This is a genomic window from Solemya velum gill symbiont (genome assembly GCF_002020255.1).
Taxonomy (GTDB): Bacteria; Pseudomonadota; Gammaproteobacteria; order Chromatiales; family Chromatiaceae.
Genome location: NZ_MPQG01000006.1, coordinates 68,492 through 82,428 on the forward strand (window position 1 = coordinate 68,492; position 13,937 = coordinate 82,428).

Annotated in this window: 18 protein-coding genes; 8 read left to right on the plus strand and 10 right to left on the minus strand. The window is 51.7% G+C overall.

The window, feature by feature from the left end; all coding sequences use genetic code 11:
- The first annotated feature begins 75 nt into the window (after window positions 1-75).
- Window positions 76-642, plus strand: coding sequence for a dCTP deaminase (gene dcd, locus BOW06_RS06110; RefSeq protein WP_043115242.1), 567 nt, complete (start codon window positions 76-78; stop codon window positions 640-642).
- Window positions 643-669: 27 nt separating this feature from the next.
- Here the strand turns inward: dcd and purN are convergent, their stop codons facing one another.
- Together purN and purM are read right to left on the minus strand one after the other, a co-directional pair.
- A complete protein-coding gene (gene purN, locus BOW06_RS06115; protein WP_043115243.1) occupies window positions 670-1,311 on the minus strand; it encodes a phosphoribosylglycinamide formyltransferase in 642 nt (213 codons plus the stop codon).
- A 13-nt stretch (window positions 1,312-1,324) separates the two neighbouring features.
- The gene (gene purM / locus BOW06_RS06120; protein ID WP_043115244.1) at window positions 1,325-2,362 is read right to left on the minus strand and encodes a phosphoribosylformylglycinamidine cyclo-ligase; all 1,038 of its coding nucleotides are present in this window, start codon (window positions 2,360-2,362) and stop codon (window positions 1,325-1,327) included.
- A gap of 149 nt (window positions 2,363-2,511) precedes the next feature.
- Between purM and BOW06_RS06125 the strand changes: the two genes are divergently transcribed.
- Both BOW06_RS06125 and BOW06_RS06130 read left to right on the plus strand, forming a co-directional pair.
- Complete coding sequence (locus BOW06_RS06125; RefSeq protein WP_052131922.1) at window positions 2,512-2,982, plus strand: DUF1249 domain-containing protein; 471 nt, start codon at window positions 2,512-2,514, stop codon at window positions 2,980-2,982.
- Window positions 2,983-3,119: 137 nt separating this feature from the next.
- Window positions 3,120-3,581: an Rrf2 family transcriptional regulator gene (locus BOW06_RS06130; protein ID WP_052131923.1), complete on the plus strand. Its 462-nt coding sequence runs from the start codon at window positions 3,120-3,122 to the stop codon at window positions 3,579-3,581.
- A gap of 2 nt (window positions 3,582-3,583) precedes the next feature.
- Here the strand turns inward: BOW06_RS06130 and BOW06_RS06135 are convergent, their stop codons facing one another.
- The 3 genes from BOW06_RS06135 to BOW06_RS06145 form a co-directional block, all read right to left on the minus strand.
- Complete coding sequence (locus BOW06_RS06135) at window positions 3,584-3,823, minus strand: hypothetical protein (RefSeq protein ID WP_043115246.1); 240 nt, start codon at window positions 3,821-3,823, stop codon at window positions 3,584-3,586.
- Between the two features lie 11 nt (window positions 3,824-3,834).
- Window positions 3,835-4,548 (minus strand): Crp/Fnr family transcriptional regulator, encoded by a 714-nt coding sequence (locus BOW06_RS06140; protein ID WP_078454518.1) that lies wholly within the window; start codon window positions 4,546-4,548, stop codon window positions 3,835-3,837.
- Window positions 4,549-4,715: 167 nt separating this feature from the next.
- Window positions 4,716-6,476, minus strand: a complete 1,761-nt coding sequence (locus BOW06_RS06145; RefSeq protein ID WP_078452794.1) for an ABC transporter ATP-binding protein — start codon at window positions 6,474-6,476, stop codon at window positions 4,716-4,718.
- Window positions 6,477-6,659: 183 nt separating this feature from the next.
- On the opposite strand from BOW06_RS06145, the gene BOW06_RS06150 reads away from it, so the two are divergent.
- The 4 genes from BOW06_RS06150 to serS are packed head-to-tail and all read left to right on the plus strand — an operon-like array spanning window position 6,660 to window position 9,945.
- Complete coding sequence (locus tag BOW06_RS06150; protein WP_179115119.1) at window positions 6,660-7,967, plus strand: TolC family outer membrane protein; 1,308 nt, start codon at window positions 6,660-6,662, stop codon at window positions 7,965-7,967.
- 9 nt (window positions 7,968-7,976) lie between these two features.
- On the plus strand, window positions 7,977-8,351 hold the full coding sequence (gene crcB / locus BOW06_RS06155) for a fluoride efflux transporter CrcB (RefSeq protein WP_043115249.1): 375 nt from the start codon (window positions 7,977-7,979) through the stop codon (window positions 8,349-8,351).
- A complete protein-coding gene (locus tag BOW06_RS06160) occupies window positions 8,351-8,650 on the plus strand; it encodes a DUF190 domain-containing protein (RefSeq protein ID WP_043115250.1) in 300 nt (99 codons plus the stop codon). The genes crcB and BOW06_RS06160 overlap by 1 nt, the downstream gene beginning before the upstream one ends.
- A 23-nt stretch (window positions 8,651-8,673) precedes the next feature.
- The gene (serS, locus tag BOW06_RS06165; protein WP_078452785.1) at window positions 8,674-9,945 is read left to right on the plus strand and encodes a serine--tRNA ligase; all 1,272 of its coding nucleotides are present in this window, start codon (window positions 8,674-8,676) and stop codon (window positions 9,943-9,945) included.
- A 173-nt stretch (window positions 9,946-10,118) separates the two neighbouring features.
- Here the strand turns inward: serS and BOW06_RS06170 are convergent, their stop codons facing one another.
- Both BOW06_RS06170 and BOW06_RS06175 read right to left on the minus strand, forming a co-directional pair.
- A complete protein-coding gene (locus BOW06_RS06170; RefSeq protein ID WP_052131925.1) occupies window positions 10,119-10,625 on the minus strand; it encodes a TlpA disulfide reductase family protein in 507 nt (168 codons plus the stop codon).
- Entirely contained in the window at window positions 10,622-11,383 is a 762-nt protein-coding gene (locus tag BOW06_RS06175; protein WP_143555772.1) for an alpha/beta fold hydrolase, read from the minus strand. Before BOW06_RS06175 ends, BOW06_RS06170 begins: the two co-directional genes overlap by 4 nt.
- Before the next feature lie 151 nt (window positions 11,384-11,534).
- On the opposite strand from BOW06_RS06175, the gene BOW06_RS06180 reads away from it, so the two are divergent.
- Window positions 11,535-12,191 (plus strand): c-type cytochrome, encoded by a 657-nt coding sequence (locus BOW06_RS06180; protein ID WP_078459491.1) that lies wholly within the window; start codon window positions 11,535-11,537, stop codon window positions 12,189-12,191.
- Between the two features lie 39 nt (window positions 12,192-12,230).
- Here the strand turns inward: BOW06_RS06180 and BOW06_RS06185 are convergent, their stop codons facing one another.
- The 3 genes from BOW06_RS06185 to BOW06_RS06195 form a co-directional block, all read right to left on the minus strand.
- Window positions 12,231-12,776 (minus strand): hypothetical protein, encoded by a 546-nt coding sequence (locus BOW06_RS06185; protein ID WP_043115256.1) that lies wholly within the window; start codon window positions 12,774-12,776, stop codon window positions 12,231-12,233.
- A 102-nt stretch (window positions 12,777-12,878) separates the two neighbouring features.
- Window positions 12,879-13,067: a hypothetical protein gene (locus BOW06_RS06190; RefSeq protein ID WP_043115257.1), complete on the minus strand. Its 189-nt coding sequence runs from the start codon at window positions 13,065-13,067 to the stop codon at window positions 12,879-12,881.
- A 67-nt stretch (window positions 13,068-13,134) separates the two neighbouring features.
- Window positions 13,135-13,800, minus strand: a complete 666-nt coding sequence (locus tag BOW06_RS06195) for a Bax inhibitor-1/YccA family protein (RefSeq protein ID WP_043115258.1) — start codon at window positions 13,798-13,800, stop codon at window positions 13,135-13,137.
- Window positions 13,801-13,937 lie beyond the last annotated feature (137 nt).

The following is a 13,937-nucleotide window of genomic DNA, read 5'->3' on the forward strand; positions in this document are numbered from 1 at the left end:
GCTCGCCAATTGCCGGGTGTCGGAGTACACTCTCGCCTGGTTTTATCGATATTGGCAGGAACAGAGAGTTTTCGCATGACAATCAAGTCTGACAAATGGATTCGCCGCATGGCCGAGAGCCACGGCATGATAGAGCCCTTTGAAGCGGGGCAGGTACGTGATCTCGAGCATGGGCGCGCGATCTCCTATGGAACCTCCAGCTACGGCTACGATGTACGCTGTGCGGATGAGTTCAAGATTTTTACCAATATCAATTCAGCTGTAGTTGACCCCAAAAATTTTGACGACGAGAGTTTCGTTGATGTGACCTCGGATGTCTGTATTATCCCGCCGAACTCTTTTGCGCTGGCACGTACGGTTGAATATTTGCGCATTCCACGCAACGTGCTGACAATCTGTCTTGGCAAGTCAACCTATGCCCGCTGCGGCATCATCGTTAATGTCACGCCGCTTGAGCCGGAATGGGAAGGACACGTGACGCTCGAGTTTTCTAACACCACGCCGCTGCCGGCAAAAATCTACGCCAACGAGGGTGTTGCCCAGTTTCTCTTCTTTGAGTCTGACGAGGTGTGTGAAACTTCCTACAAGGATCGTGGCGGCAAGTACCATGGCCAGACAGGTGTGACCCTGCCGCGTTCCTGATCAATATTCAGGAGCAGTGATTCCCGCTTACAACTCATCCAGCTGTAGCGGGGCGTCGAGAGGTTCTCCGTCAAACAGCGGTTTGTTATCTTTACACGTAAGGCGTCCTTCAGCGATCCAGTTAACCACCAGCGGGTAGATCTGGTGCTCTTTTTTGAGCAGGCGTTCAGCGAGACTGTCGCTGGTGTCATCTTTCTCTACCCCGATCCTGGCCTGTAAAACAACCGGGCCACCATCGAGTTCCTCGGTAACGAAATGGACACTGGCGCCATGGGTGGTGTCGCCGTTTTCCAGAACGCGGCGATGTGTGTGCAGACCCTTGTAATCGGGCAGCAGCGACGGATGGATGTTTAGCAAGCGGCAGCTGTAGTGGCGCACAAAGTCACTCGTCAGAATGCGCATGAAACCGGCAAGCAGTACAAGCGACGGTTTAAAGCTGTCGATCGTATTGATTAGCTCGGCATCGTAGCTGTCGCGGTCAGCGAAACCGGCATGGTCAACCACAACTGATTTGACGCCAGCGTTTGCTGCGCGTTGCAGTGCATAGGCATCGGGCCTGTTGCTGACGACAGCAACGACTTCCGCAGCAAAGTCAGGCTCGGCGACAGCATCCAGGATTGCCTGCAGGTTACTGCCATTACCGGAAACAAGAACGACAATACGAAGCATGCGTCTGATCGTATTAGCTGTAGATAACCCGAGAGCCTTCGTCACCCTTGACGATACGGCCGATACGGTAGACTGTCTCTCCCTCAGCTTGCAGCAGTTCAGTGGCGCGCTCGCTTTCATCTTCGGGAACAACGACAACCATGCCGACTCCACAGTTGAAAGTACGCAGCATTTCCGACTCTTCGACACCACCTTTGTCCTGCAACCAGCGGAACAGGGGAGGCATCTCCCAGCTGTCGAGACTGATTTCTGCATTGAGGCCGTCAGGCAGAACGCGCGGCAGGTTCTCCGGCAGGCCACCTCCGGTGATATGTGCAAGTGCATGCACTTCAGATGATTCGATCACTTTCAGCAGTTGCTTGACGTAAATACGCGTCGGTGCAATCAGCGCATCACCAAGTGGACGGCCATCGATCTCTTCAGCGAGATCGGCATCAGCTGCCTGCAGAATACGGCGAATCAGCGAATAGCCATTGGAGTGCGGGCCGGATGAGGCGAGCCCCAGAATAACGTCGCCCTCGTTGACGGCCTCGGGAGAGAGCAGCTTGCTCTTTTCGACAATGCCAACCGCAAAGCCCGCAAGGTCATAATCCTCACCCTCGTACATACCGGGCATTTCAGCAGTTTCACCGCCAATCAGTGCGGCACCCGACTGCAAGCATCCCTCTGCAATACCGGTGACGATCTGCACGCCGGTTTCAACTTCGAGTTTGCCGGTTGCATAGTAATCAAGAAAGAAGAGGGGCTCGGCACCGGCAACGATGATGTCATTGACGCACATGGCAACCAGGTCGATTCCGATGGTGTCATGCTTGCCGAGCATCATGGCAACTTTCAGCTTGGTGCCGACGCCATCAGTACCGGAAACCAGCACCGGCTGCTTGTATTGATCAGTCGGCAGTTCAAAGAGGCCGCCGAAGCCACCGAGTCCGGCAAGTACACCAGGACGAAAGGTTTTTTTGACGACAGGGCCGATACGGTCAACCAGTCTGTTTCCGGCGTCGATGTCGACACCCGCATCGCGGTAGCTGAGAGAAGTTTTGTCGCTCACTTGGCAGATCTTTCAGGTGGAATGAAAACCTGTTCATTCTAGCAGAGATTTGCGTGCGAATCGGATCGGTTTTCCCTCTTTATCACGCTTTTGCCGTTTGTCTTCTAACAGGATATGATTTCTCTATTACAACACGAGGAAAATGCGTTTTGCAGGCAAGCACACTCGACAGATCACTGGCCAGACAACTGCCGTCCGGGGCGACCCTCGGTGCGCTCGGCCGTCTGTGCGAGGAGAACTACGCGCTGTTGACGTCACTCGTGCCAACAGTTTCGTCACTCAGCGGGCGTTTCTGTGCAAACCCATCCAACTATCCACCGTTAGTGATGTTGGTGACTCGCGAGGGGCCCTATACCCAGCGTCTTTTCATGACACACCTCTTCAGCGGAGATCAGGATGCGGCGCCGGTCAGTATCCCGGATGCCCACCTGGTTCTCTATCATGACGCACAGACTCTTGAGGTGGAGCACTTCGGCAAGCAGATGATTCTTCCTGTCGACGGCCTCTATTCCAACCCCGGCCTCCACCAGAAATGGCGTGCCAACCTCTTTCTGAACCGCTGGTTGCGCTTCTGCTTGTCGCATACCTATATGTTAACTGACATTAATAAAGAAGAATAAGTCACTAATATATAACTAAAAATAACATCCATAATCCTCTTCGTGTTTTCCGCAAAAATAATTGTTGACTAAATTACTAGGTTATCTAATAATTACCTACAAGATAACTCGGAAATCATCCGTGTGGAGAATCGAATATGCGTTTATCAACAAAAGGTCGTTATGCAGTTACCGCAATGCTGGATCTGGCACTACATGGTGAAAAGGGTCCGGTAACACTGGCAGATATCTCTGAGAATCAGGGCATCTCCCTCTCTTACCTGGAGCAGCTGTTTGCTTCTCTGCGTAGCAAGGGACTGGTTCGTGGTGTGCGTGGTCCGGGTGGTGGTTACTATCTCGGACGTGAAATGGACGAGATTACGATCGCTAACATCATCTGTGCAGTCGATGAGTGGGTAGAGTTTACCCGCTGCCAGGGCAAGGGCAACTGCCGTGGTGGACAGCGCTGCCTGACTCACTCCCTGTGGGATGAACTGAGTGAGCAGATATACAACTTTCTTGAAGGCATCACCCTCGGTGACCTGGTCAAGCGTGGTGATATCCTCGATGTGGTTAAATCACAGCGCCAGGACAAAGAGGGAATGCGCGTCGTAATATAGTCTCAGCAGAGCCAGCGAACCAGGTGATAAACCCGCTGGCTCTCTGATGAAAACGATGGTCCATAGACGACTGCGGCATGAATGCCGCGGTCGGGATCATGACCTGCAAGGGCGCTCTGCTCATCCTGCATCTCCCTGACACACCCCTCTGAAAAGCGTTTCCTGTTTTTTCGCTTGCTTGATACAAGTGCGAATACAGTTGCCTGCACACTTGCATCCGGATCAACGGGGAAGGGTGTCATGGGACGACCGCTTACTCCTCTTCTATCAGCAGGGCAAGTTCATCCCTGTCAATTCGTGCGCGCTGGCCGGGTAGCATGCTGACGATGTCTGAACGCCGTAATTCGGCAACGATACGACTGACAGTTTCTGTTGTCAGTGCCACCATTGCGCCGATATCCTCTCGAACAGGCAGAGTGAAACTGCCATCCGCCTGGGTTGTATTCGCGTCGAGCCACAACAGCAGGTTGATCACACGGTTGCGTGCCGTGCCTGTAGAGAGTTGGGTCAGCCAGGAATCTGCAGTAATGAGTGCATTTTTCCAACGTTCCAGCAACTGGCGATGCAGGCGCGGTGTCTCTTCCGAGAGCGTGTTGATGACAGTCATGGGGATCTGGCAGGTTTCCACCGGGGTCAGGGCGATTGCATTGTGCTGATAATTACCACCAGTGGTTATCTCGATACCGGCAAGGTCACCAGGCCTGAGAATGCGCACGATTCTCGGCGTACCGTCAGGCAGATACTGCACCAGCTTAACCAGTCCTGAGCGCACTGTGTAGACATGCTCGGCGGCGCTCTCCAGGTGATAAAGTGCCTCACCATGTTTGAAAACGACCTCATGGATGGGATTGTGGATATGCACGAAATCTTCGTGTTCAAGATCCGCAAAGAGCGCCAGGTGACGTATGCCACAAGTTTCGCATTTCTCAGCGCCTGACCATGCTGTCTCTATCTTGTCCTGTTTCATATATGCCTGGTTACCTTTTGATCCCGATCGCGTGGGCAATTAAAACAACATACTCTTCTCACATGGAGCCCGGGTTGCTGTTACTTCTCTAATTCGTGTACCTTAGCCACTTTCTTTTATTGTATCAATTGATATGATAATTAAATGATATGGCATTGCTGTGTAAATTATTGTCTGTGTCCGCTGTAAAGTGATGCAAACAGGCCGCCTTGCTGCATCAGCTTCTGGTGGTGTCCATCTTCCACGATTCTGCCATCCTCGAAAACCAATACCCTGTCTGCCTGTTGAACAGCACTGAGGCGGTGCGCAACGATGATGGTTGTGCGTCCCTTGAGAAAGGTTTCGAGTGCATCGTGCAAGCGCTGCTCGGTAGATGTATCGAGCGCCGATGTTGCTTCGTCGAGAATCACTACTTTCGGGTTTGTCAGCAGCATGCGAGCAATTGCAAGACGCTGGCGTTGGCCGCCGGAGAGGCGAATACCATCATTGCCGACCAGGGTATCAAGCCCTTCAGGCATAGCCTCGATTGTTGCTTTCAACTGGGCGATTTCCAGCGCTTTCCAGAGTGCTTCGTCATTGACTTCACACCCTAGTGTCAGGTTAATGCGAACCGTGTCATTGAGAAGGGCGGGATGCTGGAGAACGGAAGCGATATTATCCCTGACAGTATCTAGGCCGATTTCGGTTACCGGAATACCATCGAAACAGACATTGCCACTGTCAGCCTCGTAGAGCCCCAGGAGTATTTGCACCAGGGTTGTCTTGCCGCCTCCGGAAGCGCCTACAACTGCCACTTTCTCTCCGGCAGGTATATCCAGCGAGAGATTGTTCAGAACCGGTTTCGATTCTTCGTCTTCCCTGTTGCCATAGGAAAAATTGACCTGGTGCAGTTGTATCGAGACAGTCTGCTTGCCTTCAAAGGGGTTCTCATTGTGTGCATAGCTGGGTTCCAGCGACACATCAAAGAGGCTGTTAATGCGCTCCAGCGCTGCCTTTGCCCCGTGCCATGCGTACTGTACGCTCAGTACCTCCTGTACTGGGCCCATCATGAACCAGAGATAGGCAAATACTGCCAGCATTTCACCTATAGTCAGGTCGGAATAGAGCACCATGAACATGCTCACGGCGCGAAACACATCGAAACCGAAGAGGAAGATGACGAATGAAAAGCGTGATGCGGCGTCACTTTTCCAGGCGAAATTTGCGGAGTCCTCACGAACCTTTCCGGCCACCTCGATAATGCGACCGAAATAGTGTTTTTCGCGGTTGGATGCCCGAATCTGCACGATTGCATCGAGAGTTTCCGAGAGCGACTCCTGAAAAAGCTGAAAGGCGCTGTTTTCTCGTCGTTTCAACTGTTTGACCTTGCGTCCAAACAGGGTCGTGACATAGATAACCACCGGGTTTAGCAGCAGGATGAATAGTGCAAGTTGCCAGTGCATCCATAGAAGCACAGCTGCCGTACCGAGGATGCTGAGTACGGCGACCAGGGTTTTGCTGACACTGACGCTGACAAAGTCATCGAGTGCCTGCAGGTCAGTGACAAGATGAGATGCGACTGTTCCAGACCCGATGGTTTCGTATTCGGCCATTGATATGCGCTGCAGGCGTTGCAGCAGTGTGCGGCGAATACGGAAAATGACATCTTTCGAGATCAGTGTGAATTCACGGCTCTGCCACACGCTGAAAATCAGTGATGACAGCCTCAGCAGCAGGGTCACCGCGAGGACAATCAGTATATATAGAGCCGGCCCGTGCCAGCTTTCGGGGAAGAGGGGGTTGATGAAACCGATTGCTGCCCCTGGTTTGTCCAGCAACACCTCGTCGACCAGAAGGGGTATCAGAAGTGGAACAGGAACCGCCAGTGCAGTACCGATAATGGCGACAATATTTGCTACAAGCAGTTCGTGTCTATGGCCTAACACCATCTTGACCAAATTGTTCCAACTGTAGGTCTGCTCTGGAGTTGTCTTGTTATTCTTCATGCGCCCGATTGTAGCACCGTGCCGATGCTCTTCATTCACGAAAATTACATGCGTGATCTATTTCTGTTAGCCTTTCGTGCATCTGCTAAAATAATCTGCAATATTGAACATGACGGGGATCCGGGAATGCAGTGCATTCAATCAATTTTCAAAACTGCCGGTGCTGTTTCACTTCTGAGCGCAATACTCATATCGGGTGTTATTGCAGATGATCTGCGAGATATCTACGACCAGGCAAAATCGAATGATGCGCAATATCGTGCTGCCGGTTACACGCTTGAGGCAAGCCGTGAGGCCAAGCCGCTGGCCAAATCAGGCCTGTTGCCACAAGTGGTCCTGAATGCAGGCACGACCTGGGGTAATGGCGATTCCTATTCTGGTTCAAATAATACTGGCTCCGCATCACTCGATTTGACACAGCCGCTTTTCAATCGCGGAAATTTCATGCAGTACAAGCAGGCTGATAGTGTTGTGGCTAAAGCAGAAGCTGAGTACACGACCGAAGAGCAGGGACTGATTATTCGTGTTGCAGAGGCCTATTTCAACGTACTTGCAGCAGAGGATAATCTGCGTTTCACACGCTCCGAGACCAAGGCGATATACAATCAGCTTGACCAGGCCAAGCAACGTTACGAAGTGGGTCTGATTGCAATTACAGATGTCCATGAGGCACAGGCTTCTTACGATAATGCGCGTTCAAACCAGATCCAGGCTAATAACGAGCTCGATAATGCCAGAGAGGCGTTACGTGTCATCGTTGGTGGGGGCAGTATCGGTGAGCTGGCAAAGCTCAAGCCCTCGATTCCACTCAGGCGTCCAAACCCGTCAAGCCTGGATTACTGGAGTAAGCAGGCACTGGAGAACAATCCATCTGTGAGTGCTGCACACCAGGCGGTTGAAATTGCGCGCAAGGAAGTTGAAGTTAAGAAATCGGGTCATTATCCAACACTCGATCTGGTTGCATCAAAATCAGAGGTGTGGGACTCCCCCTCAACAGGAACTGATTTTAGTGACGAGATGATTGGATTGCAGCTGACATTGCCTATATACCTGGGCGGATCAGTCTCATCCAATGTACGCAAGACACGTCACGAACTGAAAGCTGCGCTTGAGAGTTATGAAGGACAGAAACGGCTAGCAAATCGCCAGGTTAGAGATGCATATCGTGGAGTGGAATCAGCAATCAGCCAGGTCAAGGCCTTGCAGGCTTCAACTGTATCTGCACAGAGTGCTCTGGATGCGACAACTGCCGGTTACGAGGTTGGCAGTCGAACCCTGGTCGATGTTTTGATCGCACAGCGCAATCTCTTCGGGGCTCGTAGTAACTATGCGAGTGCACGTTACCAGTATGTACTCAATGGTCTCTACCTTCGACAGGCTGCCGGGAATCTTTCTGAGTCTGATCTCGATGACGTCAACAAATTGCTGAAGTAAGCTGTTGCCGTGAACCAGCTACTACTGATCGGGGCTGGAGGTGCACTTGGTGCAATCGGGCGTTACTGGATGTCGACGCTTGTCTACCAGTTTGCGGGGCGCGGTTTCCCGTGGGGCACCCTGGCTGTCAACCTGCTTGGTTCACTGTTGATGGGAGTTTTCTATGTGCTGCTGGTTGAGCGCCTGGCGAGCAACGGTGACTTGCGAGCGTTTCTGATGATTGGCTTTCTGGGCGCATTTACAACTTTTTCGACCTTTTCCATAGAGACCCTGATGCTGATCGAGGAGGGGGCATTACTGCGAGCTGTCGGTAATGTACTGCTTTCGGTCGTCAGCTGTGTGACTGCAGCCTGGATCGGAATCATGCTTGCAAGGAGTATCTGATGTCGAAAGCGCGTCTTGTCAGAATCTATCTCATGGAAGCAGGTGATCATTTACACGCATTGCTGGAGAAGCTGCGTTCACAGGAGACACTCCGTGGTGTGACTGTGTTCAGGGGGATTGCGGGATTTGGTGACTCAGGTAAACTGCACGCCGCATCCCTGGTAGACCTGTCACTGGAATTGCCAGTCGTTGTGGAATTCTTTGATACACCACAGCGGGTTGAACAGATACTTGCACACCTTGCTGATGACCTGCCTGCCGGGCATGTGATCAGCTGGGATGTAGAACTTAACGATTAATTACATATTTTCAGGGCAGACAAATGCTTGACCCAAGGCGTTTACGCACACAACTTGAGGCCACCGTTGAAGAACTCGCACGTCGTGGATTTCAACTCGACACGGCTCGTTTTACCGAGCTCGAGGAGCAACGTAAATCACTCCAGGTAAAGACCCAGGAGCTACAAAACGAGCGCAATAGCCGTTCCAAAGGGATCGGAAAGGCGAAGGCAGCCGGTGAAGATATTCAGCCGCTGCTTGATGCGGTTGCAAATCTTGGTGACGAACTCAAGCAGGCCGACAGTGCGCTTGACGAAATACAGAAAGAACTCAATGCGATGCTCGCAGGCATACCCAATGTGCCGCATCCCTCTGTGCCTGTTGGTAACGACGAGGAAGATAATCGTGAAGAGCGCCGTTGGGGTGAATTGAAAGAGTTTGAATTCGAACCGAAGGATCACGTTGAGCTGGGTGCTGCTAAGGGTGGCATGGATTTCGAGACAGCGGCAAAGATAACAGGTTCACGTTTCAGTGTTCTCAGTGGACCATTGGCGCGCCTGCACCGTGCATTAATCCAGTTCATGCTGGATCTGCATTCTGGTGAGCATGGTTACACAGAGAGTTATGTACCATATCTCGTCAACAAGGAGAGTCTCTACGGCACCGGCCAGTTGCCCAAGTTTGAGGAAGAGCTCTTCAAGTTGCAGGGTGAAATGCCTTACTACCTGATTCCTACTGCAGAAGTGCCGTTGACCAATATCTTACGAGACGAAATTATCGATGATACGGATCTTCCGTTGAAGTATGTTGCCCATACTCCCTGTTTTCGCAGTGAGGCGGGTTCATACGGTCGTGATACACGCGGTATGATTCGACAGCACCAGTTTGAAAAAGTCGAAATGGTTATGGCAGTTCGTCCGGAGGACTCCTACCAGGAGCTGGAAGAGTTGATCGGGAATGCGGAAACCGTGCTGCGCAAGCTTGGTTTGCCATACCGCGTGGTGACACTCTGTACCGGTGACCTCGGTTTCTCATCAGCCAAAACATACGATATCGAAGTCTGGCTTCCCGGGCAGCAGGCCTACCGTGAAATCTCTTCCTGCTCCAATTTCGAGGACTTCCAGGCGCGTCGCATGCAGGCTCGCTGGCGCAACCCTGAAACAGGAAAGCCTGAGCTGTTGCATACCCTGAACGGTTCCGGACTTGCAGTTGGCAGAACGCTTGTAGCAGTGATGGAGAACTACCAGGACAGGCACGGAAACATCCTGATTCCAGAGGCACTGCAGCCGTATATGAATGGCCTGAAGCACATTTAAAGAGAGCTGCAAAAAGGGGACAGACCACGTTTTTTCGCAGTAAAACCTGGTCTGTTTTTTTGTGCAATATTCAGATTCCCGCTTTCGCGGGGATGACGAGTTGGGATGAAGGTTCTGCCCCAGGGGCAAGCCGGGATAACGGAAAAGAGGAGGCGGCCGTGAAGGCAGTTGCTTTACTTTTTCGGAATCAGTTCGCTGATCTGCTTGACCAGTTCAGGGTCATCCCACTCAACGCCACCAAACAGCGTGTAGCGAATCTTGCCTTGTGTATCGATAATGAAACTCGAAGGTGCGGCAAAAACCTGCCATGCACCGATCGAGGCACCGCTCTCATCCATCAGGATGGTGAACTCGGGTTTGACCTCTTCAACGAAAGCCCTGACCTCAGCCTCTGTTTCTGCCATATCGACGGCGAGTATCTTGAAGTTCTCTTCCCCAAGCTGTGCCTGCAGGCGGTTCATTGAGGGCATCTCGGTGCGGCACGGAGCGCAGTAGGTTGCCCAGAACTGCACCATGACAACACGGTCCTTGTAGTCTGCCAGGTTATGAACCTTACCGTCCAGGTCAGTGAGTTCCAGCGTTGGCGTCAGGTCACCCGTGTAGGGCTTGAGGCTGCCAATACCGGCAATTGCAGTTGCCGAGAGCAGCAGTAGTACAACAGTTTTCAGCAAGGTTTTCATTGTTCAGGTTCTCTCAGGTAGAAAAGACCTGCCTTGATCAATCCGGCAAGTTGAAAGGTGACAGTCTCCTCAGGCAGGTTGGCATCCTCGCGCTTGAAGAAGTAACCGCGCACACTCGGGATGACTTTACTATGCACGGTGCTACCACCTGCGCTGAGAGATTCGGATAAGTGCTTGATGCCCCAGCGATTGGGTGTGCGGCCACCCTCGAACAGCATCAGGTCGAGTTTTGTCTTGCCGACTGACTCCTTGTAAACCGGTGGCATACCGGGTTGTGGCTTACCTTCATTGAGGCGTGGAAAAAGCAGGATGGCGCCTTTCAGCCGGTCATCGTCAGGATGGAGTTCTTCCCACAGGGCAACACCACGCAATAGCAGGTCGGTATCCGGGCCGCTTGCGATCAGGTAGATTTTTTTATCACTCTCGGCAACTGCCATGTCGAGCAAGGCGATGACATCCTCTGTAGCGATTGATTCAACACTGCTCTTGAGTTTCGGCAGCATGTAGCCGGTTAACATGTCTGGCATCCACACTTCCACACCATCTTCAGAGAGGGCTTTCGCTGTTTCCTCCTCATGCAGGCCCGCACCTGCGTCACAGGCAAAACCGAGCAGCAATCGGTCTCCGTCAGCAGGGAAGATACGGATTTCTATGTCTGTACCGTCAGGCATTTCGATTTCGCGTAGCTCAGACTCCAATTCGGCACTGAGTGGAGCTACAAGCAAAACAGCAAGTAGAAGTGTGACCAGATTTTTCAACAAGTAGCGCATAGGATTGTATGAATCGTTGCAGTACAATGAATCGAAAAGAAGTATCTCAGAAATGAGCCTGCTTCAACCTTGACCAATATCAATAATTACTAATATATTAATGATAGCATAGATCAATTAAGGATAACGGGTATTCTACATGCCAGTCACCAGAAATCTAATTGCGGCACTCATGTTTTTTGCACCACCATTTGCTGCTGCAGAGACTGCATCATATGTCAGCATGCCCGAAGAAATGATCCTGGCGACTGAACTGGACGCGGATATTGAGAGGGGCAAGGAGCTGTTTGCGCTTTGTGCTACCTGTCATTATGAAAATGCACTTGGAAAAGCGGATGGCAGTTTCCCTTCAATAGCAGGACAGCACAAGAGTGTTGTTATCAAGCAGATGGCCGACTTTCGTGCCGGTAATCGTGATAATCCGACCATGTTTCCCTTCTCGGATGCCGCCACAATCGGTGGTGCCCAGGCGTTAGCGGATGTAGCCGCATATATTGCCAGTATGCCGTCCAATACTGAACCGGGTCAGGGGAGTGGTGAAGACCTTGATACCGGTGCTGTACTGTTCAAGGAGCATTGTGTTCTATGCCATGCTGAAGATGGAACTGGAAGTGCTGATTTCGCATTCCCGCGCTTGCAGAGTCAGCACTATGAATATCTTAAACGGCAGATGCTGTGGATTCGTGATGGCCATCGTCGCAATCCGAATCCCGAGATGAAAAGACGCCTGTCGTTGATGGATGATGCACAGATCGAAGCAGTTGCCGACTATATTTCAAGCATCAGGCTCGACTGAGTACGGGGCATCTCAACAACTCTTCCCGGATCGAGTGGGTTATTTCGCAATCCACATAATGGCCGCATCCTCGTGGCGCTTCGGCACTATGCGATTCAACAGCACGACCCCGGCTGGTGTGCGCCACTGGATCATTTCTGATGAGAAGTCGAGTGGCTGGCCTTCGGCCTTGACCTGGATTTCCATCTTTTCTACTGCCAGGTCGTGATAGGCGAGTTGGTAAACAACTTTCAATGCCTGAAGCGAGTTGTTGCTGAAAAAAAGCGACATGTGCTGGGATGGCAGTTCGTTGAAGGCTCCGAGCGATGCCTGGCAGAGGCGATCGCCGAACTCGGTACTCCTGTCTTCACAGACAATGTCGACATCCGGAAACTGTTCCAGGAACATCTCTTCGGTGATGTCGGCACCAAGATTCTCGATTTTCAGACTGATGGTGTCTTTACCAAACAGGCTGAGCAGCATCTGGTCGTAGCTGAGGCGACCATGCTCGGTCATGATGAGCCAGTAGAGTGGTGCAATGACGATAACGATCAGGAACAGGGTTCTGACCGGTTTTGGCAGATTTGGGGCTTTTGACTCACTCATGGGACTCGTTTCTCGGTGGTGTCTGTTTTGCGGAGGCTATTCTGACAGAGTGGTGACGGGCTGACTATAGTTAATTGGATACTGGCCGACCTGGTGCGGGATCTATCCCCTGACCATAGCGATCAAGAGTGCCACAAAGAGCACAACTGCAAGGAGAATGATGGCAAAGCCGCGCCACTCGGCACTGCTGCCTTTCGGGCCATTCTCCATCTGGTCCTTTGCCGCCGGCCACAGTCGCCACACCATCATCAGCAACAAGATCGCAAAGGTAATCTTCAGAAAGAGTTCCATCGTGTTGTTTCCCCTGAAATAAGAACCCCGGCCTTAAGCCGGGGTAGATGCCATAGCCTGGTATTGTTTAGTCGTCAGACATGATGCCGAGAAGACTCAGCAGATGAATGAAGATGTTGAAGATAGTCAGGTAGAGGCCATAGGTGGCCATGATGTAGTTGGTTTCGCCACCATTGATGATACGGCTGGTGTCAAACAGGATAAAACCACTCATCAGCAGGATGACCGCACCTGAAATTGCCATCGAGAGTGCAGGCATGTTGAAGAACAGGCTGGCGACAATGGCAACGATCACAGCGATCATGCCGGCAAACAGGAAACCGCCGAGAAAGCTGAAATTCTTGCGGGTAGTGAGCGCATAGCCCGACAGTGCAAGAAATATGATGCCGGTTCCGGCAAATGCAGTACCGATGATTTGAGGGCCTTTAGGCAATTGCAGGTAGATGCTCAGCAACGCTCCCAGGCCAAAACCCAGCATGCCGGTGATGAGGAAAATGACACCAATGCCGGATGTTGAGTTGGCAGTACGTGGCAGTACGAACATGCCCAGTACCATGGCGCCGATGACGCTGATCATGTATGCCATTGGTGGCACTTGCAGAAAGAGTGAAACTGTTGCCATGACCGCGCTGAATAAGAGCGTGGCGGATAGCAGCATATAGGTATTTTTCAGTACCTTGTTGGTGGACAGTACCTGTTCCTGTGAACGTGGTGCACTGATTACACGACTCATGTCATAAACTCCGTTATATTCGATTGAATTGATTCAATAGTGGTTAGAATATCCTGTTCGCTGCAAAGTTCAACTGATTTTGCTTCATATTCCGGTAAATTGTATGGTTTTAACCCGCGTGGGAATAGATATCGGAC

Coding starts and splice junctions, on each gene's coding strand:
- purN (WP_043115243.1), bottom strand. CDS start 1,311: ATGCTTCGTATTGTCGTTCTTGTTTCCGGTAATGGCAGTAACCTGCAG.
- BOW06_RS06180 (WP_078459491.1), top strand. CDS start 11,535: ATGCCAGTCACCAGAAATCTAATTGCGGCACTCATGTTTTTTGCACCA.
- BOW06_RS06190 (WP_043115257.1), bottom strand. CDS start 13,067: ATGGAACTCTTTCTGAAGATTACCTTTGCGATCTTGTTGCTGATGATG.
- BOW06_RS06145 (WP_078452794.1), bottom strand. CDS start 6,476: ATGGTGTTAGGCCATAGACACGAACTGCTTGTAGCAAATATTGTCGCC.
- serS (WP_078452785.1), top strand. CDS start 8,674: ATGCTTGACCCAAGGCGTTTACGCACACAACTTGAGGCCACCGTTGAA.
- BOW06_RS06160 (WP_043115250.1), top strand. CDS start 8,351: ATGTCGAAAGCGCGTCTTGTCAGAATCTATCTCATGGAAGCAGGTGAT.
- dcd (WP_043115242.1), top strand. CDS start 76: ATGACAATCAAGTCTGACAAATGGATTCGCCGCATGGCCGAGAGCCAC.
- BOW06_RS06170 (WP_052131925.1), bottom strand. CDS start 10,625: ATGAAAACCTTGCTGAAAACTGTTGTACTACTGCTGCTCTCGGCAACT.
- BOW06_RS06195 (WP_043115258.1), bottom strand. CDS start 13,800: ATGAGTCGTGTAATCAGTGCACCACGTTCACAGGAACAGGTACTGTCC.
- BOW06_RS06135 (WP_043115246.1), bottom strand. CDS start 3,823: ATGACACCCTTCCCCGTTGATCCGGATGCAAGTGTGCAGGCAACTGTA.
- BOW06_RS06130 (WP_052131923.1), top strand. CDS start 3,120: ATGCGTTTATCAACAAAAGGTCGTTATGCAGTTACCGCAATGCTGGAT.
- BOW06_RS06140 (WP_078454518.1), bottom strand. CDS start 4,548: ATGAAACAGGACAAGATAGAGACAGCATGGTCAGGCGCTGAGAAATGC.
- BOW06_RS06150 (WP_179115119.1), top strand. CDS start 6,660: ATGCAGTGCATTCAATCAATTTTCAAAACTGCCGGTGCTGTTTCACTT.
- BOW06_RS06185 (WP_043115256.1), bottom strand. CDS start 12,776: ATGAGTGAGTCAAAAGCCCCAAATCTGCCAAAACCGGTCAGAACCCTG.